Below are 19472 nucleotides of genomic sequence, written 5' to 3'. Positions count from 1 at the left end.
AGAACATTTTATAGGTGTATTTTGTAAATAAAACCTAAATGTCGACATGCCCTAGTAGTACATCAACTAAGTATCTTTGTAATTAAATTTGATTATTTTGAAAATTTAGTAAGACGTTTTAAGGGCGCAAAGTGAGTATTTTGTAACTAAAGAAACAACGCAACTAAAACTCAAAAGAGCCAATCAATTGATGCATTACTAACTGAAAATAAAGAAACAAACCACACAGTCACAAAAAAAGATTTATTAAGATAAATTTTTTGAACCTTTAATCGAAATAGAAAGATTAAAACTGATTAACAGATCAAATTTGTGGTTGCCAAAGAGAAATAAAATCTCCATTTTGTAGAGAGTTCTTAAAATGTATTGCAAGAAATCCTTGATAGTGTTTTTGTTATGTTTGCTCACCAATTGTAGCGCGCAAAACAACAATGATAACGATAAAGAGAAGAAAAAGCAAAAAATGTATAAAAACGAATTAGCACAGGAGAGTAGCCCCTATCTTTTGCAACACAAAAACAACCCTGTACATTGGTTGCCCTGGGGAGAAAAAGCTTTTGCTCTTGCTAAAGAGCGCGATGTGCCTATTATCATTTCTATTGGCTATTCTACTTGCCACTGGTGTCACGTTATGGAACATGAAGTTTTTGAAGATGAAGAAGCGGCTTCATTAATGAATAAGCAGTTTGTTTGTATAAAAGTAGATCGCGAAGAGAGACCAGAAGTTGATGATATTTATATGAGTGCTTTGCATGCCATGAACCAACGAGGTGGATGGCCTTTAAACGTCATTGTCACTCCACAAGGTAAACCTTTTTTTGGCGGAACGTTTTTTCCTAAAGAACAATGGATGAAGTTACTTAAAGCAATAAGTGATGCTTGGAATAAAGAACGTAAAAAAGTGACCAACATTGCCAGTGAATTAACTAAGTTTTTGCAAGAAAATGAACAACACCCCAAAAGTGAGATTTCTCCTAAAATTTGGCAAGAGCTACAAGAAAACTTGAATGCATATTACGATGAAAAAAATCCTGCTTGGGGAAAAGCACCTAAGTTCCCTAGCTCGCAAACATTGCGTTTAGTTTTGTTACTTAAAGATGCAGAAGCTGCAAAAAAACAAGCATTAAATATATTAACAACTATGCAAGATTCGGGTTTACACGATTTGGTTGGTGGTGGCTTTCATCGTTATAGTACAGATGAAATATGGCGTGTACCTCATTTTGAAAAAATGCTATACGACAACGCACTACTCGCTACTGCTTACTTCATTGCAGGCGATCAGTATAAGCGTTCTGACTTGACACGTACGGCGGAAAGAACCCTTGAATATATGTTACGCGATTTACGTATAGTTAACAATGGTGATTTTTCAGGTTATGCTTGTGCAGAAGATGCTGATGACCCTGGTGGCGAAGGTAGTTTTTATGCTTGGAACGAAGAACTACTTACAAAAGTAGTTTCTCCTGAGGAAGCAAAAAAATTGGCCGAAGATTGGAATTTAAAAAAAGCTGAAGTACATAAAAATAGGTTTGGGCACAAGGAACCAGTAACAACACATATACCTTTTCCTCGTGGAACTTCTCTTGCAAAAGATATTCATAGTACAAAATCCATAGAAAAACGATTATCCTGGGAAAAATACTACCCTGCCTTACTAAAAGAACGCGAGACAAGACCTCGTCCTCACCTTGATAATAAAGTACTGACTTCGTGGAATGGACTTGCTTTATCTGCATTTGCACACGGAGCCCGGTTAACTCAAAAGCAAGAATACATTACAGCTACACGCGAACTTGCTTCATTATTGTTGGCCAGACATAAAAAGAATGGACTAATACGTTTAGCTGGAATACCAGCATTTATCAATGATTATGGATTTTTACTTTGCGGGTTAATGGACGCATTTGATGCACTAGGTGATCCTGATTTAATCGATGGAGCAATAAAAATTGCGGACGAAGCCATACAAAAACTTTCGCATGAAGAAGGTGGGTTTTATTCTACTACTGCTGGTCGCGATGATCTGATTTTGCGCTCTCGTATTTTATATGATAATGCTTATCCTTCCGGAAATTCAACTATGGCTTTGGGACTTACACGGTTGTGGAATGTAACTGGTAAACGAAATTATTTATCTACAGCTGAAAAGTCAATAGAGATTCTTGGTGATGTTGCTAGTAGAATTAGTATTTCGCTTGGGACACTTTTAACAGCTCATCTCGCAAGGCAGCGTGGAGAAATGACTATAATAGTTACAGGAAAAGAAAATAGTGGTTTGTTAGCCGCATGTCGTAAAAATCATTTTCTTGCCACAGTCGTAGATCTGAAAAAAGTAAAAGATAAAAACTGGCCTATCTTGGAAACGAGAAAAGAGATAAAAGAAGTATCTGCGTTATTTTGTGTTGGTAAGACATGTTTACAGCCAGCACACACAGAAGATGAAGTAAGTAAATTGTTTACTGAGTATAGTAAATTTTTCTCTCACTAGTATAGAAAGGTTTCAAAATGAAAACCGCAGCGTTATTAACAGCCGTTTTGGTTGTTTCACTTTTTACCGTAGGTTATTACACTCATATGGAAGATGGCTATTTTTCTCAGTCAACTCCTAAATGTTCTAAATCAGCTCAAAATACAACAAATGTCGCAGCCAAATCTGGCTGCTGTGCTTCTAAAAACAAAGCTACAGTTGCAAAGACTACCGAAGGATGTTGTGCATCTAAAGGTGAAGTTGCTACTACAGTAGCAAACACAACAGCTAAGTCTTGCTGTAAGTCTAAAGATGAAGTTGCTGCTAACACAGTAGCTAACACAACAGCTAAGTCTTGCTGTAAGTCTAAAGGCGAAGCTACTGCTACAGTGGCTAACACAACAGCTAAGTCTTGCGAATCTAAAGGCGAAGTTGCTGCTAACACAGTAGCTAACACAACAGCTAAGTCTTGCTGTAAGTCTAAAGGCGAAGCTACTGCTACAGTGGCTAACACAACAGCTAAGTCTTGCGAATCTAAAGGCGAAGTTGCTGCTAACACAGTAGCTAACACAACAGCTAAGTCTTGCTGTAAGTCTAAAGGCGAAGCTACTGCTACAGTGGCTAACACAACAGCTAAGTCTTGCTGTAAATCTAAAGGCGAAGCTACTGCTACAGTAGCTAACACAACAGCTAAGTCTTGCTGTAAATCTAAAGGCGAAGCTACTGCTACAGTAGCTAACACAACAGCTAAGTCTTGCTGCAAGTCTAAAGGTGAAACTGCTACTACAGTAGCTAACACAACAGCTAAAGTAGAAAAACTAGATTGCAGTGATCCAGAGAATTGTGATCCAGAGAATTGCGATAAAGAAAATTGCGATAAAGAAAATTGCGATAAAGAAAATTGCGAAAAGTAATTGCAAAAAATAATGATTGTTTATAATATTACCTCCTCGTGAGATTTTAGATTTAAAGCAATCTTAAATGTGAGGCATTAGCTTAAGAATAATAAGCTAATGCCACTTTTTTTATACAGGGCTAAAGGAATACGTCATGGCAAACCCTCTTTTACAAGTGCAAGATTTTTCACAAAGCATTTGGTACGACAACATACAACGTTCTTTGTTAGATAAAATAAAACAGATGATTGATACAGGAGAAATTGTAGGTATTACATCAAACCCAACAATATTTGATAAAGCTATTGGCGGTAGCAACGACTACGATCATATGATAAATGAGCATCTGCAAAAGAATCCACAAATGTCAACACACGAGCTATACGAAGCTCTGGTTATTGAAGATATACGTGATGCAGCTGATTTGTTAAAAGGTGTCTATGACAAAACAAATGGAGAAGATGGTTATGTTTCCATCGAAGTATCCCCTGATTTAGCACATGACACTCAAAAAACGGTTGAAGAAGCAAAACACTTGTATCAAGCTGTAGATCGTAAGAACGTGATGATCAAAGTACCTGCAACGACAGCAGGGCTTTCCGCTATTACACAAATTATAGCACTTGGTATCAATGTAAATGTAACTCTTATGTTTGCAACCCAGGACTTTTTTGATGTTGCAGAAGCTTATGTTAAGGGATTAGAGCAGCTAGATCAAGGAGGTGGCGATCTAGGTTCTGTTGCTTCTGTTGCTTCGTTTTTTATTAGTCGCATGGATGCAGCTGTTGACAAATTGCTTCCTGAGAACTCAGAACTTGGTGGCAAAGTTGCCATAAGTTACGCTAAAGATGTATATCAAAAATCTCTTGAGTTTTATAGTAGTGACCGTTTTGTAAAACTGCAAAACAAAGGTGCACGTATACAACGTTTGTTATGGGCGAGTACTGGAGTAAAAAACCCAGCGTACCGGGATGTTCTTTATATGGAAGAATTAATGGGAGCAAACACAGTTAATACTGTTCCACCACATACTTTAGACGCTTTTCGCGACCATGGTAATCCAGGAGCGAGGGTTGACAAAAATATAGAAGAAATCGGTAGTGTTTTAGCAAAAGTAAAAAAACTCAATATTAATTTAGAAGATATTGCGAGCAAATTAAAAGAAGATGGAATCGCATCTTTTAGTAAATCATTTGCTTCTTTGATGAAAACATTAGAAGACAAAAAACACAATCTAAACGAAAAAAAAAAATAGTAACTAAATTGCTCAAAAAAGATCCTAGTTTATGGAAATTTGATCAAGTGAACTTGGAAGAAGTAAGTGAACGTTTAGGGTGGCTAGATAGCATCTCTTTTACTCAACAAAGTTTAGAAGAACTCTGTGCTTTTGCAAATGAAGTACGTCAGAAGTTTTCGCAAGTAGTTCTTTTGGGTATGGGAGGTAGCAGTCTAGCTCCCGAAGTGTTCATGAAAATATTTGGGAACAAAGAAGGCTATCCATCTCTACTTATTGTAGACACAACAAACCCCGAAATAATATCTAAGTATTTGGAAAAGATAGATGTGTCCAAAACAGTTTTTGTTGTATCGAGTAAGTCAGGTGGAACAATAGAAACTCTCAGCTTGTATAAGTTTTTCTTTTCCGAAGTTGAAAAAATTTCTCCTACTCCAGGAAAACATTTCATTGCCATTACTGATCCAGGGTCAAAATTAGAAAACATTGCTAAAGAAAAACAGTTTTTAAAGACATTTTTTGCACCTTCAGATGTTGGTGGTCGTTATTCAGTATTTACTGTTTTTGGAATGGTTCCTGCAGCTCTCATAGGCGCTCCCCTAGAAAAAATGTTAAATAGTGCCTGTAATATGCAAGCCTCTTGTACAGATACTTCAAGTAGCATTTCTCCTGTATCTTTAGGTATCTCGTTAGGAACATTAGCACTACAAGGAAAAAACAAACTCACATTTGTACTTCCTGAAAATTTAGTTTCTTTTGGAGACTGGGTAGAACAGCTTGTCGCTGAAAGCACAGGAAAATTAGAAAAGGGAGTACTACCTGTTATTGGCGAACCTCTCACCTCAGACTATAGTAATGATCGCGTATTTATTTGTCTAACAACTGGAAATATTCCACAGATTCCAAGTGGTCATCCAGTATTTCACATTCCAATTGAGGATACTACCGACATTGGAGGCGAGTTTTTACGCTGGCAAGTAGCAACAGCTGTTTGCGGAAGTATACTTGAAATTAATCCTTTTGATCAACCAGATGTGGAGTTGGCGAAAATAAAAGCACGCGAGCTAATGCAACAAAATAAAGAAACTTCATCCGAAGCGCCAAAAATTATCAATGACAGCTTTGAGTTATACGCAACAAATATCTCTGAAGAAAATAACGTCGACGGCTTTCTGAATTCTTTGTTTTCAAGTATTCGTCCAGGTGATTACTTCAACGTCATGGCATATCTTCCTTATGATGAAGAAATTACCCATGTTTTACAGAAAATACGATGCTATGTACAAGATAAAAACAATATAGCGACAACAGTTGGTTTTGGGCCGCGATTTTTGCATTCAACAGGCCAATTACACAAAGGTGACAATAACAGTGGAGTATTTTTGCAAATAACCCACACTACAGACAAAAAAATAGGTGTACCAGGTGAAAACTATGACTTTAATACTCTAATAGAAGCACAAGCCGCTGGTGACTACCAAGCACTTAAAGAAAAGAAACGTCGCGTTCTTCGTTATCACATTAATGGAGATTTACTGGTGGGATTAAAAAACTTATTTTTTACCATTGAAAACGATGTATAAACATAATATAGATGTAATTATTCCTGTTCTAAACGAAGAACTATCCATAGGCAAAGTACTTCAGGATATGCCTAACTGGGTACGCAATGTCATTGTTGTTGATAATGGTTGCACTGACAATACAGCCGCAGTTGCCAAAAAAAATGGAGCGATCGTTGTTCACGAACCACTTCGAGGTTATGGTGCTGCTTGTTTAAAGGGTATGTCTGTTTTAGATAATCCTGACATTGTGGTGTTTGTCGACGGTGATTATAGTGATCGCCCTCAACAAATGAACCGTTTAGTTGAACCGATTATTGCAGGCGAAGTAGAAATGGTGATTGGATCACGCGTTTTAGGAAAAAGGGAGCGTGGCGCTCTTACTCCGCAAGCGCGTTTTGGTAATTGGCTATCCTGCCACTTAATATTTGCATTGTGGCGCGTTCGCTATACTGATTTAGGCCCTTTTCGCGCGATTTCTTACACAACTCTTACTGCATTTTCAATGCAAGATTTAAACTATGGCTGGACAGTAGAAATGCAAATCAAAGCTGCCATACGAAAAATACCGGTCACGGATGTAGCTGTCGACTACCACAAACGCATTGGAATTTCTAAGATATCAGGAACAGTATCTGGAGTAATTGGTGCAGGTTATAAAATACTCACTACTATATTTAAGTATGCAATTTCTGACTCACAACACAAACAGCGTGAGCAAAAAAAGCGCGTTATTTTGTTTAGTAAGTATCCGTTACCTGGGAAATCAAAAACGCGCATGATTCCAGCGCTAGGAAAAGAAGGGGCGGCAAATTTACAACGCGAAATGACAGAGTTTATAGTCAATCACTTACACACATTTTCTCAAAAAAATGATAGCTCTTTAGAGGTAAGATTCTTCGGCGGAAGTAAACAGGAAATGATCGACTGGCTTGGCGATGATGTATTATTGAGGGAGCAAGTTGGACAAGACTTAGGACAAAAAATGTACCAAGCTTTTTCTCAAAGCTTTACTGAGGGAGTAAAGTATTGCGTAATTACTGGCGCTGATTGTCCTGAAGTAAACGAGGAAACTTTGCGATTAACTTTTTTGCACTTAAAATCATACCCCTTAGTGATTGGTCCTGCCGTTGATGGTGGTTATTATCTCATCGCTATGACAAAACGTTTTCCGCAAATTTTTGCTAATATTTCGTGGGGAAGTTCTTCCGTTCTTGAAGCTACTTTGGCCGCAGCCAAACAGCAAAAAATGCCATATAAACTTCTTCCTATTTTAAATGATGTTGACTTACCAGAAGATTTATATGTATGGAAAAATGTCAAAAACAATAGCGCAGAAAACATTGCATCTAAAATTTCAGTTATTATTCCATGCCTTGACGAAGAACAACACATAAAAAGATGTTTACAAAGCGTTGTTGGTAAAAATATAGAATGTATTGTCGTTGACGGTGGAAGCACAGATCAAACAGTAACCATTGCCAGAACATTTAAAAATGTGCAAGTATTATCTTGTGAAAAAGGAAGATATAAACAATTGAATTATGGCGCTCAACATGCGAAGGGTAACCATTTGCTTTTTTTACATGCCGATAGTCAACTTCCAAAAAACTTTAGTTCTGAAGTGCGTAGAATTATGAATAATAAAAATATTTCGGCAGGCGCTTTTACGATTGAACTCGACTCAGATGATATTCAAATAAAAAAAATGGAAACAGGAATAAATCGCCGTTCTCGTTATTTGAACATACCTTACGGCGACCAAGGTATTTTTGTAAATCGCAGTGTTTTTGAAAAAACTATGGGATTTCCATCCATTATTATCTTAGAAGATTTTGTTTTTGTCATGCGTTTGCGCAAATTGGGAAAAATAGAAATTTCCCCACTAAAAATGCTAACTTCAGCACGCAAATGGGAACGATCAGGACCTTGGCGTACTTGGCTTATAAACCAGTGTATTGTCGTTTGTTTTTATTTCGGGCTTCCTCATCAATTATTACGGCGATGGTATGATGAATAGAGTGTTGCACGCTCTAAATAAAAAAATTTTTAGCAAAGAAATAACAAATCTATATAGTTTAATAAAGAGAGACTCAACAACAGATCAGTATATTGTTAGTTTTAGAACATACAGCTAACGATCTGAGTAAAGGATATAATATGCGATATGATTTTCAAAAAATTGAACCAAAGTGGCAACAACATTGGTTAAAAAACGATGTATTTAAAAGTGAAATAGAAGAAGGAAAACCAAAGTACTATGTATTAGATATGTTTCCTTACCCTTCAGGGGCCGGTTTACACGTTGGACATGTTGAAGGATATACGGCTACTGATATTGTAGCACGTTATAAACGAATGGCTGGCTTTAGTGTTATGCATCCAATGGGCTGGGATGCTTTTGGGCTTCCTGCAGAACAGTACGCTGTTAAAACGGGGCAACACCCTCGCGAAACAACGGCGAATAATGTTGCTAATTTCAAACGCCAAATCCAATCACTTGGTTTATCCTACGATTGGAATCGCGAAATAAACACAACCGACCAAAAATATTACAAATGGACACAGTGGATTTTCTTACAACTACACAAAAAAGGCCTTGCTTATGTTGCAGAAGTACCTGTCAACTGGTGTTCTGAACTTGGCACCGTTCTTGCAAATGAAGAAGTGCCAGAACAAGTGAACAAAGGCTATAAAGTAGAACGTCGTCCGCTAAAACAGTGGATGTTAAAAATAACTAAATATGCAGAGCAGTTACTACAGGATTTAGACGATTTAGATTGGCCTGAGAGTCTAAAAGAGATGCAGCGCAATTGGATAGGGAAATCACAAGGTGCAGAAATTGACTTTGCCATCAAAGGATGCGATGAAAAATTGCGTGTATATACAACGCGTCCCGATACCATTTTCGGAGCAACTTTTATGGTTCTTGCTCCCGAGCATACTCTTGTTGCCAAAATCACAACAAAAGATTGTAAAGAAACTGTAGAAAAATACAAAGAACAATCGTCTTTAAAGTCAGATTTAGAGCGGACCGAGCTTAGCAAGAAAAAAACGGGTACTTTTACAGGAGCTTATGCTATTAATCCTGCGAGCGGAGAAGAGGTTCCTATTTGGATTGCCGATTATGTACTTGCCACTTATGGTACGGGAGCGATTATGTGCGTTCCTCATGGTGATGAGCGCGATCATGAATTTGCAGAAGTGTATGATTTGCCGATTGTTGCCATCACTAACGATGAAGAGCGTTATATTAACTCAGAAAATAATGATGGCCTTGATATTAATGGTCTTGAAAAAGAAGCTGGTATAGCTGCGACGATAAAGTGGCTAGAAGAAAAAGCTGTTGGCGAGGCAAAAACCAATTATAAAATACGCGATTGGTTATTTTCTAGACAGCGTTATTGGGGAGAACCTTTTCCAATTGTTTATAATAAAGAAGGCGAGCCGCAGCCTCTTAGTGAAAAAGAATTGCCAGTAGTTTTACCTGAAATGTCTGACTTTAAGCCAACTGGAACGCCAGAAGCTCCACTATCAAAAGCGCAAGAATGGTTAGAATACCAAGACAAAGATGGCAATAAGTATCTACGCGAAACTAATACTATGCCGCAATGGGCAGGATCTTGTTGGTATTACTTGCGTTTTCTTGATCCAGACAATGAAGAAATTTTCTGCGATGCGAAAAAAGAAAATTACTGGATGCCAGTGGACTTGTATATAGGTGGTGCAGAGCACGCTGTTCTTCACTTAATATATGCGCGTTTTTGGCATAAAGTTCTCTATGATTTAGGATATGTTACCACCAAAGAGCCTTTTCAAAAATTGTTTAACCAAGGTATGATTCTAGGCTACACATACCGCTATTATAAAAATGAAAAAGGCGCATTTGTCTCTCACAAAAATGTAAAATGGCAAGTAGAAGATAGTGGTCAAGTTGCTTACGATAAAGACAGCGGTGAAAAATTAGAAGTCTTTGTTTCTACAGATGATGTAGAATGGAGAGAAGGAAAAGCTTATCGTGGAGATCATGAATTAGAAGTAAAAGCGGAAAAGATGTCAAAATCTATAGGCAATACTGTAAATCCCGATGATATTATCCGCGACTATGGTGCTGACTCACTGCGTTTGTATGAAATGTTTATGGGCCCCTTAGAACAAGAAAAGCCATGGAATGATAACGGAATTGAAGGCACTTATCGCTTCTTGCGTAAAGTATGGTCGTTATTTCTTGATCGCGATGGTAATCTAAACGAGTCAGTTACATCACAAGGAAAACTAGATAAAGATATTGAAAAGTTACTTCACAAAACCATCGAAAAAGTAACGAACGACTTAGAAAAACTACGTTTCAACACAGCTATTTCGCAACTTATGATCTTAGTAAATGAACTTGGTGGTAAGGATATCAACAAGGAATGCGCAGAAATATTGCTAAAGTTGATTTCGCCACTTGCGCCACATATTACCGAAGAACTGTGGTCACTTATTGGCAATGATTCGTGTGTATGTCAACAATCTTGGCCAAAGTATGATCCAAAACTCGTTGTCGACGAAGAAATTACTCTTGTCGTACAAGTGAATGGTAAATTTCGCGCTTCGTTAAAAGTAGCGAAAGGACTTTCAAAAGACGAGCTGGAGAAGATTGCTCGCGAAGATGAAAAAGTACAATCGCATCTGCAAAAAGAAGTACGACGTGTAATTGTTGTTCCGAACAAATTGGTTAATTTTGTTCTATAAGTAAGTAAAGCTTCACCTAATGAAATAGGTGAAGTTTCTCAAACCTAATTAATAAAAGACCTTAAAGAGCGTTGTTGCAAGAAAAGGTTGGCGTAGTACAACCTCAATTGATTCAGATTTTTTATATTCCGAAGCCTGATCTATTAAAGTGACACTTTGATTTTATAGATATTACTAGGCCTATTATTATACAAAATATTTTTTCGAGCCCGATTTCAAAGATACCATGTATGGCCTAAAACCAAAGACAAAGAAGAATTCGACACAATCAACCCTCTACATACAAATATCTAATTTGGGCAAACACAAACTAATTGACAAGATATTTACAAATGTAAGTATTTTTTTTAAGAGAGGTTGTTTTTAGATTTGCGGATGAGGTGTTAGGTGTTGTATGAATTTGTTTTGAATATAAAAACAAAGCTCCATCTAATTTTATTAGATGGAGCTTTTATTTCGACTGCGCAAAATAGTCAGAAGAGTCAAATTTACAAAGATAGGAATTACTACCAGCACTACTTGTGGAATAATGATCCCTGTCGAAGCGCTAAGTAAATACTTAAGTCCTTGTCTCATCTGTACTTACAGATACCCACACTTTAGGCGCTAGGTCACATGGAACGGCTAACTTCACCGACGTTGCCACTCCCATTTACCACAGTACGTCCCCCCAACTAGTGGGAATAAAATAACTACGCACTACCGCTATACTAGGTATATATCCATAAGAAACCTTTCCCCTCCTTATTGGAAACCAATAACTACAACAGCCGAAACTGTCACGGAGATCGTTCACAGAGTGAACTAGGTAGCCAGTCTTAATAGTAATGATACTATACTGTGTAATTTTTATTTTTGCAATATATTTTTTTATTTTTCGCCAGGAATTTCCTTTTTTTGGCTATTTAAAACCTCAGTATACCACTGCTCAGAGGGAAACTCGTCGAATTTAGGCAGTGAGTCGGAGATGTCATACCAAGAAGGTTTCGAACCTGTGAATATGTGAACTACGGGTTTTATTCCTGGATCACAGTCAAGTGTACCAGCTGGAATTACAACACTATTTTCTTCAATTTCTGGTACTGGCACATTAGATCCGCAAACACTACAAAAATTTCTGCTATTCTCTTGAGATGAAGAATAAGTAGTTATCAAATTCTCTCCTGATTTCCATTTAAATCCACTTACATCTGCATGTAAAAAGCTGCCAAATGCAGCTCCATGTGCCTTTTGACAGATAGAACAATAACAATTGTTAATGAGTTGTGGAGGAGAGTTTAGTTCATATCGAATTTGTCCGCAAAGACACGAGCCTGTAATCATTCTATTTCCTTAAGATGTCTAGATATTTAATTTCATCGCATTTTTCCTGCGTTATAAAAATTTTTTGCGACTTGCTTGAATGTATACTTACACTCACAATAGTATAGGAAATACTATAAAAATTTACAAAATTGTATTACTTTTTGTTTAAGATGTACTGAGATTTAACTTTTTTATGATTTAGTTCTTTTAAAAATTTTGGTTATTACTTTTCTTTTTAGGGAGCACAATTTTAGGCTTTCAAAGTACTTAACTACTCCTTAAAATAACTGACATTGTATAAAAAACTAAATGTCGACGCCCTACATTAAAGAAGATAAAAATGACATCCGATGTTGAAAACCAATTGCAGCAACTCAAAAAGCTAATACAAATGGAACGTTTGGAAGATCAAAAAATATTCACGCAGATGGTACTCGATACTCCTATCGAGGAAAAGAAAGCACGCGGTGTTACTTGTTATCCCATTGTTATAAACAAAGAATATCTAGGACTAGGAGGAAAATTAGTTTTAGAAATTTCATCCCAACCAAAAACTAATCATTTGTTTACCAGCGGAGCAGTCATTTCTCTTTTTGCAGAAAAAGGCCGTGGTAAAAAAAATCCATTTATAGGTGCTATTGTTGCTAGTGTAGAGAATAACAATATCGTTATTTGTTTACACGAAGATGAATTACCTGAGTGGGCAGATAGTAGTTCATTGGGAATAGATCTTGGCAATGATGAAAAAACATTTATACAGATGGAAGAAGCCATCGACAAAGTCATCTCAGCAAAAAACTGTCGCTTACAAGAATTGCGCGATGCTATTTTTGGTGTTTCATCGCCAAAATTTTATACTAAAAACAATACTATAAATTTAGATCATCTCAACGTGTCGCAAAAAGAGGCTGTGGACAAAACGTTATACGCTCAAGATATTGCAATCATTCATGGACCACCTGGTACTGGCAAAACAACCACTCTTATCGCTAGTATCTGTGAAACACTTAAAACAGAAAACCAAGTTCTAGTGTGTGCCCCTAGCAATGCTGCTGTTGATTTACTCACCGTAAAACTAATTGAATGTGATGTAGATGTTATACGTTTAGGCCATCCAGCACGTATTCAACCTCATATACTCGAAAGTACATTAGACGCAAAAATATTAAAACATCGCGATCACAAAATATTAAAAAAATGGCGTAAAGAAGTTTTAGATTTACGCGCCCAAGCTTTAAAATTTCACAAGCACTTTGACCGTCAAAAGCGTCAAGAGCGCAAAGAAAAATTTCAGGAGTCGCGTTTACTTCTAAAGGAAATAGAGCGTTTAGAAAAGGCAATGTGCAATGATGTTCTTCATAAATCGCAAGCTATTATTTGTACTTTAACTGTAGCTAATAGCAAAATACTACAAAATATTGAGTTTCCAGTGGTCTTTATTGATGAGGCGGCTCAAGCACTTGAGGGCGCTTGTTGGATTCCTATTACCAAAGCGCGGAAAGTTGTTATGGCAGGTGACCATTGTCAACTTCCACCAACAGTAAAATCAAGACAAGCAAGTAAAGAAGGTTTGGGAGTCAGCTTAATGGAAAAATGCGCACAACGACAAGAAATAGCCACATTACTCAAAGTACAGTATCGAATGCATCAGCAAATTATGGACTACTCTAATCGTGTATTTTACGATAACAAACTCGAAGCAGACCTTAGTGTAAAAGAGCGTTCTCTTGGCAAAAAAATTTCAGTGGTAGATTTTGTTGACACCGCAGGTTGTGGCTTTGAAGAAGAATGCAATCAAAAAAATAAAAGTCGTTATAATCCAGGGGAAGCAAAAGTTCTTTTCCAACACTTCAATCGTTTGTTAACAGAAATAGATTATCATGAGCTAAGTGTAGGTATTATTTCGCCCTACAAAGAACAAGTATTGTACCTCAGAGATAGATTACTTGAACAAGTAAAAATTCGCGACAGTATAGGATCTCGTTTATCTATTAATACTATTGATAGCTTTCAAGGACAAGAGCGCGATATTATTTATATTAGTTTAGTTCGCAGTAATAACAATGGGGAAATCGGTTTTCTTAAAGACATAAGACGTATGAATGTTGCTATGACGCGTGCAAAGAAGAAACTTGTTGTAATAGGAGATAGCGCAACTATTAGTAGCGAGAGTTTTTATTGTGATTTTTTAGAGTATATAGAAGAAATAGAGTCTTACACAAGTGCCTGGGAATTTATGGATATGTAGGTTTTTTATTTACAATTTACACAGAGATTCATAAAATTAATTGTGTTTAATAATTTTTATAACTCTTTTGGAAAGAGTTCAATATTTTTAATAGCACTTTTAAGGTTATCTAAATGAAATATTTTATTATACTTATATTAATAGCAGTATGTGGGTGTGACTCAAAAACAAGTACAAGCAGCCTACTGAAGGTATGCGTAACAACAACAGATTTACAAGATTTGGTAAAAACAGTGGGTGGTAAACATGTCGATATATATTGTTTTACTCACACTTGTTGTCACGGTGATCCTCACGATGTACATATCACACCTGAATTTGTACGGAAACTTAATGGCGCTGATATTCTAATTGATGCCGGAATGGGAATTGCTGCTTCGTGGTTACCAGAATTGGTTAAATCGGCAAAAAGACCAGAAATGGCCAAAGAAAAATATATTGATATATCAAAAGGTATCTGGCCACTACAAAACACTCAAGAAAACGATGAAGGTAGTTTACACGAAGAAGGTAATCCTCATTATTTATTAGATCCTGTAGAGGGAATCAAAGCAGCAAAACTTATTTGTGAGACACTTAGTAAACTACAACCACAGTATAGAGAAGATTTTACTGCGAACTATCAAAAATTTCGTAATACTCTTGGAAATTTGCTAGTAGGTGAAAAACTGCATTCAAAATTTGGGGCAGAGAAAATTGCGGTTATGTATTCCAAGGGTGAGTTACAAAAGTTTTTACAAAAAAACAACGCAGTAAATGATTTAGGTGGTTGGATCAAAGCCTTACAACCTCACCGTAATGCTAAACTTGTAGGCGACCACGACCTATGGCCACATATGACTCGTATTTTTGGTTTTGAAATTATCGGTTACTTAGAACCAAAACCTGGCGTACCACCAACAACTTCACATTTAAGTAAACTTGTTGCACAAATGAAAGAACAAAATGTCAAAATTGTCTTAGCCAGTACTTATTTTGACAAACGCCACGTCAAATTCGTTTCGCAAAATAGTGGTGCAAAAGTTTTGCGTATGGCGCACCAAGTGGCATCCCTTGATAATGTCAAGACCTATATAGAAACGATCACCTACAACGTAGAACAAATATTGCAAAATATCCAAAGCACTCGCTAGTATAATGTAGGGCGAAAGCCCTACATTATTTAAATATTAAGCTATTTTATGAAAAAAGGCTTGCGTAACACAACTTCTAATTTTTAATTCAAATTTAACGGAACTCACTATGAAAAATTTAACTATAGTTTTAATATGTATCTTTATTTCACTAGGTTGTGATCCAAAAAAAACGGAGCAAAATACAACAAACAACGATAAATCTCACCACCATAGTCATACTCCACAATACGGCGGAGTTCTTATAGAAATTGGCGACCATTTTGCTCATGCTGAAATGGTAGTTAAAGAAGGAAATTTAAGCTTACACATACTTGATGCTGAAGCAGAAAATAATGTTCGCTTAGAACAAGACAAAATCCAAGTAAAAGTAAAGGCAAATGAAGTGAGTTTTGAGTTGAGCTTGGAAGGCGTAGCAAGTGAATTAACAGGTGAAACAGAAAAAAACACATCGCATTTTCGCGCAAGCCATGAAAAACTAAAGGGCATGGACGACTTTACTGCAACAGTTACTTCATTGATGATTAAAGGGCAAAAATTTGAAAATATATCTTTTACATTTGCTCCATCGTCAGAAGACCATGATCATGATGACCACGGACATGATCACGATCACTAGATTTTGCTAATAATGTTGTTCTTTGCTGCTTATTTAAAAGTAGCAAAGAACGAATATCGCTTGGATTTACACCAGAAAGACAATATGAAAATTATCACAAATATCTTTAAATATTACCGCTCTATAAAGATAGGTATATGTATTGTAAACAAAAATTTTGCCAAAATAGACACATATGGAAAATCTATTTTTGAAAAAGCGATTTCTAAATACCGCGACCAAAACAAAAATGTGCAAGAAGATCTAGCTTTTCTTTATGCAATGGGAATGCAAATGTCTCAAGAAGATCAATATGCTGTTGCTTGCAACTTTTTTGAATATGCGCATACACTAGCGCAAGAAACAAAAAATGAAGGAATAGAGATGCTGTCCCTTGGTTATTTAACTGACCTGCACAGAGAAACCAAGAGTTACCAAGAAATGATCGATTATGTAGACAAATGGATACTTTTTAGCAAAAAATTACAAACTCCTGATTTTAAAATAATAGCTTTTAGACGTATAGGATCTATACATGAAGAAGGAAAACAGTTAACAAAAGCACTACAATACTACGAATTAGCTCATGAGAGTTGTTTAGAATTAAAAAATGATAGGCAAACTTCTATTGTACTAAGTGAATTAGGTTATGTACATCAAGAGCTTCAAAACTATTCTGAAGCGATCTCTTGTTATCAAAAATCATTAACGTTTGATAAACTATCGAATAACTTGGAAGATGCAGCAGATACATTATCCAACCTAGCATTAGCATATTGTCGTAACGAAGATTATAAAGATGCTCACTTATGCATTGATCAGTATCTATCTATTTATAGAGAACTAGGCAACACATATCAAATAGGAGAAGGAACTTGTTACAGAGCTGTTGTCTTTGAATATCAAAAAGACTTTGCTCAGGCTCTTCAAGCTTACCAAAAGGCGCTTGACATTTACCAAAAGGAAGACGATGACCATAGTATTGCTGATGTACTAGGTAAAATTGCAAAAGTGCATATTGAATTACAAAATTACGATGAAGCAATGTCTTGTCATGAGACAGCCCACTCCATGGCTTTGTCGTTAGAAGATGAAGATGCTAAAGAAGAGGTTTTGAGTTTTCTTGCTGGCGTATTCGAAGAGCTTGAAAATTCTAAAACTAAGTGATTAAATCAATCGCTAAGTCAATCCTTTATAAGACTATATGTTTATGACTATTTTTTACCATTATTTCAATCCATCAAGTAGAGCGCGTCACATCATTCAAACTAAGAAAACCTAACTAGGTGTAATCAATTCGATATTAATAACTATCGTAATCGTAAATGTTTTAATTGATGAAAGGCCTATAGTTCGAATGATGACACACTTTAATTCTAAATTTGGAAATAAACCGAGTTAAAAGAAAAACGAGTTGTTGGCCCAACCCCTTGTAAGTAATGACTGCTCTACAGGCATTGTAATATAATAAACACAGGTCGATTTGCTATATTATGTCTGTATTTAAATTTTTGACCATTTTTTTATATCAATTAAAGAGCTTTCTTCAACAAAATCATACCTTCCAAAGAAATTGATATGCTGCCAAGCTACAGGAGATAGATCTCGAAGAGAATTTATTGATAAATTGGATATGTTTTTTTGGTTTTCGGTAAGAAGAAGTGAAATAATATAAGCATTATAGAAAATAATGCCGTTGGCGATAAATCGAGAGCAATTATTCCACATTTCAATTTCTCTGTCATTGTTTCCTCTGAATTTTCCTCCATTAGTAATAGCAACAGCTCGTCTAAGTTGATGATAAGCTTCTCCTCTATTTAAAGCTTTTTGAACATTGTCTGAGAGAAATACTGTCAATAAAATTCAAAATATAAATAGTACGAAAAATATTATCATACTCCCAGAAAGCCTCTTTCGTCTTATTTTGGCGAGTATAGGAACAGAGTTTTTTGACAATGATATTTTGGGTTGTTTCTTTGAGCATTAGAGAAGCTACTATGCGTTGCATGTTATCCCATTCATCAATAACAAGATTTGAATTTATCAAAATGATTTACCAGATATTTAACCATAATATTTTCATGGTTTTGTCTACAAGTTTTCAAAATTATTGTTGTTTCGCACTGTGTTGAATAATACTGATAGTGTTGAGAAGGTGTCGTTATGAAAAGTATATGTTTGAAATTCGTAAAAAAGCAGCGGTAAAAATAGTTAAAGCAAGGAGAAAGAAGTGAGTTCCAAAAGCTTACTTTATAAAATAAATATAAGTGTTATACAAAAAAATTTGACCTACATTTTTCACTAAAATTAGAATTTGAATGTATTAGAGTAAAAATTGTCTAATTATTTATTGCCGCTTTTTTGCTCTGAAGAGTATCTATTTATAGATACTCATTCTACGAAACGTTTTTATTACTAACCCAACATCAGCGATATGGAAAACGATAACAAAATTTACGGAAATTACTTCTTGCAATTCTTTTATTAATCCATGTAGTTTTATCAACAATTAATTATAGAAGAGGAAGTAAAATATCCAAACACTGCAAACAAACCAAATACAATAAACAACAATACGAAAAGGAAATAGAAAAACCTTAAATAAAGAGGAAAAGATGTTGTTAAGAAAAATTATATTAGGAATACTTTTGTTATTAATATGCGTAGAAACAGTGTATTTTTATCAACAACAACAGGAACTAAAATCATTAGAGATGAAAAAAGAGCAACATACAGAATAAGGAAGATAATTTGGAGGACAAAAGGAAAAAACTCATATTTGATATTGCAATTGGTATTGGTTTTGTGGTTTACATTTGTTTAACAACAGCGATATTCGTGAGCCATAAGAAAATTATCTCACTAAAAAAACAACAGGTAACAGATAACAGCAATTCTCAAAAAACTAAGCGTTCAAATGATGCAGTGTCAAATAATTTAGGTAATATAAAACAAGAAGATAATCAAAATAAAGATACGCTTTTCAAATTAGGTGTTCATTATCTAAGCAAAACAGGAAGCGAAAAAAAAGCGATTGGCTATTTTGAAAAATTACTACAAATAAATCCAAATAATAAAAACAAAAGCAATATAAAGAAATGGTTGATTACTTTAAAAAAGCGCTATAAGAGAAATCAATTACAACTCTTGACAAATTTACAAAACTTGACCAAATTTATAAAAGAAAATCCTCAACATTATTCTGTAGGCTTAAAGAAAAAGCAAATAGAGATAATAAAAACGCAATTAGAGAGGAACAATAGTAAATAAATATTTAAAATTATTTTGG

The 19472-nt window shown here is 35.6% G+C and carries 13 protein-coding genes and 1 pseudogene; 11 read left to right on the top strand and 3 right to left on the bottom strand.

Annotated features, from left to right (window positions below):
• Nucleotides 1-361 precede the first annotated feature (361 nt).
• Nucleotides 362-2491 (top strand): thioredoxin domain-containing protein, encoded by a 2130-nt coding sequence (locus UABHE_RS04465; RefSeq protein ID WP_372369028.1) that lies wholly within the window; start codon nucleotides 362-364, stop codon nucleotides 2489-2491.
• A 136-nt stretch (nucleotides 2492-2627) separates the two neighbouring features.
• Here the strand turns inward: UABHE_RS04465 and UABHE_RS04460 are convergent, their stop codons facing one another.
• Nucleotides 2628-3269: a hypothetical protein gene (locus UABHE_RS04460; RefSeq protein WP_372369027.1), complete on the bottom strand. Its 642-nt coding sequence runs from the start codon at nucleotides 3267-3269 to the stop codon at nucleotides 2628-2630.
• A 251-nt stretch (nucleotides 3270-3520) separates the two neighbouring features.
• Here UABHE_RS04460 and tal point away from each other — a divergent pair, with 251 nt between their 5' ends.
• The 4 genes from tal (at nucleotide 3521) to leuS (ending at nucleotide 10899) form a co-directional block, all read left to right on the top strand.
• Nucleotides 3521-4621 (top strand): transaldolase, encoded by a 1101-nt coding sequence (gene tal / locus UABHE_RS04455; protein WP_372369026.1) that lies wholly within the window; start codon nucleotides 3521-3523, stop codon nucleotides 4619-4621.
• A gap of 8 nt (nucleotides 4622-4629) precedes the next feature.
• On the top strand, nucleotides 4630-6183 hold the full coding sequence (locus UABHE_RS04450; protein ID WP_372369025.1) for a hypothetical protein: 1554 nt from the start codon (nucleotides 4630-4632) through the stop codon (nucleotides 6181-6183).
• Nucleotides 6176-8182, top strand: coding sequence for a TIGR04283 family arsenosugar biosynthesis glycosyltransferase (locus tag UABHE_RS04445; RefSeq protein WP_372369024.1), 2007 nt, complete (start codon nucleotides 6176-6178; stop codon nucleotides 8180-8182). The genes UABHE_RS04450 and UABHE_RS04445 overlap by 8 nt, the downstream gene beginning before the upstream one ends.
• Nucleotides 8183-8322: 140 nt before the next feature.
• Nucleotides 8323-10899 carry a leucine--tRNA ligase gene (gene leuS / locus UABHE_RS04440; protein ID WP_372369023.1) on the top strand — a complete coding sequence of 859 codons (2577 nt, stop codon included), beginning with the start codon at nucleotides 8323-8325 and terminating at the stop codon, nucleotides 10897-10899.
• A gap of 870 nt (nucleotides 10900-11769) precedes the next feature.
• Here leuS and UABHE_RS04435 read toward each other — a convergent pair.
• On the bottom strand, nucleotides 11770-12222 hold the full coding sequence (locus UABHE_RS04435; RefSeq protein WP_372369022.1) for a GFA family protein: 453 nt from the start codon (nucleotides 12220-12222) through the stop codon (nucleotides 11770-11772).
• A 322-nt stretch (nucleotides 12223-12544) separates the two neighbouring features.
• Between UABHE_RS04435 and UABHE_RS04430 the strand changes: the two genes are divergently transcribed.
• From UABHE_RS04430 to UABHE_RS04415, 4 genes are all read left to right on the top strand, one after another.
• Entirely contained in the window at nucleotides 12545-14452 is a 1908-nt protein-coding gene (locus UABHE_RS04430; RefSeq protein ID WP_372369021.1) for an AAA domain-containing protein, read from the top strand.
• A gap of 113 nt (nucleotides 14453-14565) precedes the next feature.
• Entirely contained in the window at nucleotides 14566-15585 is a 1020-nt protein-coding gene (locus tag UABHE_RS04425; RefSeq protein ID WP_372369020.1) for a metal ABC transporter substrate-binding protein, read from the top strand.
• A 109-nt stretch (nucleotides 15586-15694) separates the two neighbouring features.
• Nucleotides 15695-16204, top strand: coding sequence for a hypothetical protein (locus tag UABHE_RS04420; RefSeq protein WP_372369019.1), 510 nt, complete (start codon nucleotides 15695-15697; stop codon nucleotides 16202-16204).
• Nucleotides 16205-16288: 84 nt separating this feature from the next.
• Nucleotides 16289-17350, top strand: coding sequence for a tetratricopeptide repeat protein (locus UABHE_RS04415; protein WP_372369018.1), 1062 nt, complete (start codon nucleotides 16289-16291; stop codon nucleotides 17348-17350).
• A gap of 336 nt (nucleotides 17351-17686) precedes the next feature.
• Here the strand turns inward: UABHE_RS04415 and UABHE_RS04410 are convergent.
• Nucleotides 17687-18167, bottom strand: a pseudogene (locus UABHE_RS04410) (Tn3 family transposase).
• A gap of 631 nt (nucleotides 18168-18798) precedes the next feature.
• Between UABHE_RS04410 and UABHE_RS04405 the strand changes: the two are divergent.
• Together UABHE_RS04405 and UABHE_RS04400 are read left to right on the top strand one after the other, a co-directional pair.
• Nucleotides 18799-18924 (top strand): hypothetical protein, encoded by a 126-nt coding sequence (locus UABHE_RS04405; RefSeq protein WP_372369017.1) that lies wholly within the window; start codon nucleotides 18799-18801, stop codon nucleotides 18922-18924.
• A 10-nt stretch (nucleotides 18925-18934) separates the two neighbouring features.
• Entirely contained in the window at nucleotides 18935-19453 is a 519-nt protein-coding gene (locus tag UABHE_RS04400) for a hypothetical protein (RefSeq protein ID WP_372369016.1), read from the top strand.
• The last annotated feature ends 19 nt before the right edge of the window (nucleotides 19454-19472 follow it).

This window comes from Candidatus Uabimicrobium helgolandensis (assembly GCF_041508025.1).
In the GTDB taxonomy this organism is placed as follows: domain Bacteria; phylum Planctomycetota; class Uabimicrobiia; order Uabimicrobiales; family Uabimicrobiaceae; genus Uabimicrobium; species Uabimicrobium helgolandensis.
Note: the sequence above shows the minus strand (reverse complement) of the source record. Positions and strands in the feature narration are given on the sequence as shown.

What these genes read in the sequence shown, in the direction of transcription:
- UABHE_RS04465 (WP_372369028.1), top strand. Translation starts at nt 362, where the DNA reads ATGTATTGCAAGAAATCCTTGATAGTGTTTTTGTTATGTTTGCTCACC.
- tal (WP_372369026.1), top strand. Translation starts at nt 3,521, where the DNA reads ATGGCAAACCCTCTTTTACAAGTGCAAGATTTTTCACAAAGCATTTGG.
- UABHE_RS04445 (WP_372369024.1), top strand. Translation starts at nt 6,176, where the DNA reads ATGTATAAACATAATATAGATGTAATTATTCCTGTTCTAAACGAAGAA.
- leuS (WP_372369023.1), top strand. Translation starts at nt 8,323, where the DNA reads ATGCGATATGATTTTCAAAAAATTGAACCAAAGTGGCAACAACATTGG.
- UABHE_RS04435 (WP_372369022.1), bottom strand. Translation starts at nt 12,222, where the DNA reads ATGATTACAGGCTCGTGTCTTTGCGGACAAATTCGATATGAACTAAAC.
- UABHE_RS04430 (WP_372369021.1), top strand. Translation starts at nt 12,545, where the DNA reads ATGACATCCGATGTTGAAAACCAATTGCAGCAACTCAAAAAGCTAATA.
- UABHE_RS04425 (WP_372369020.1), top strand. Translation starts at nt 14,566, where the DNA reads ATGAAATATTTTATTATACTTATATTAATAGCAGTATGTGGGTGTGAC.
- UABHE_RS04420 (WP_372369019.1), top strand. Translation starts at nt 15,695, where the DNA reads ATGAAAAATTTAACTATAGTTTTAATATGTATCTTTATTTCACTAGGT.
- UABHE_RS04415 (WP_372369018.1), top strand. Translation starts at nt 16,289, where the DNA reads ATGAAAATTATCACAAATATCTTTAAATATTACCGCTCTATAAAGATA.
- UABHE_RS04405 (WP_372369017.1), top strand. Translation starts at nt 18,799, where the DNA reads ATGTTGTTAAGAAAAATTATATTAGGAATACTTTTGTTATTAATATGC.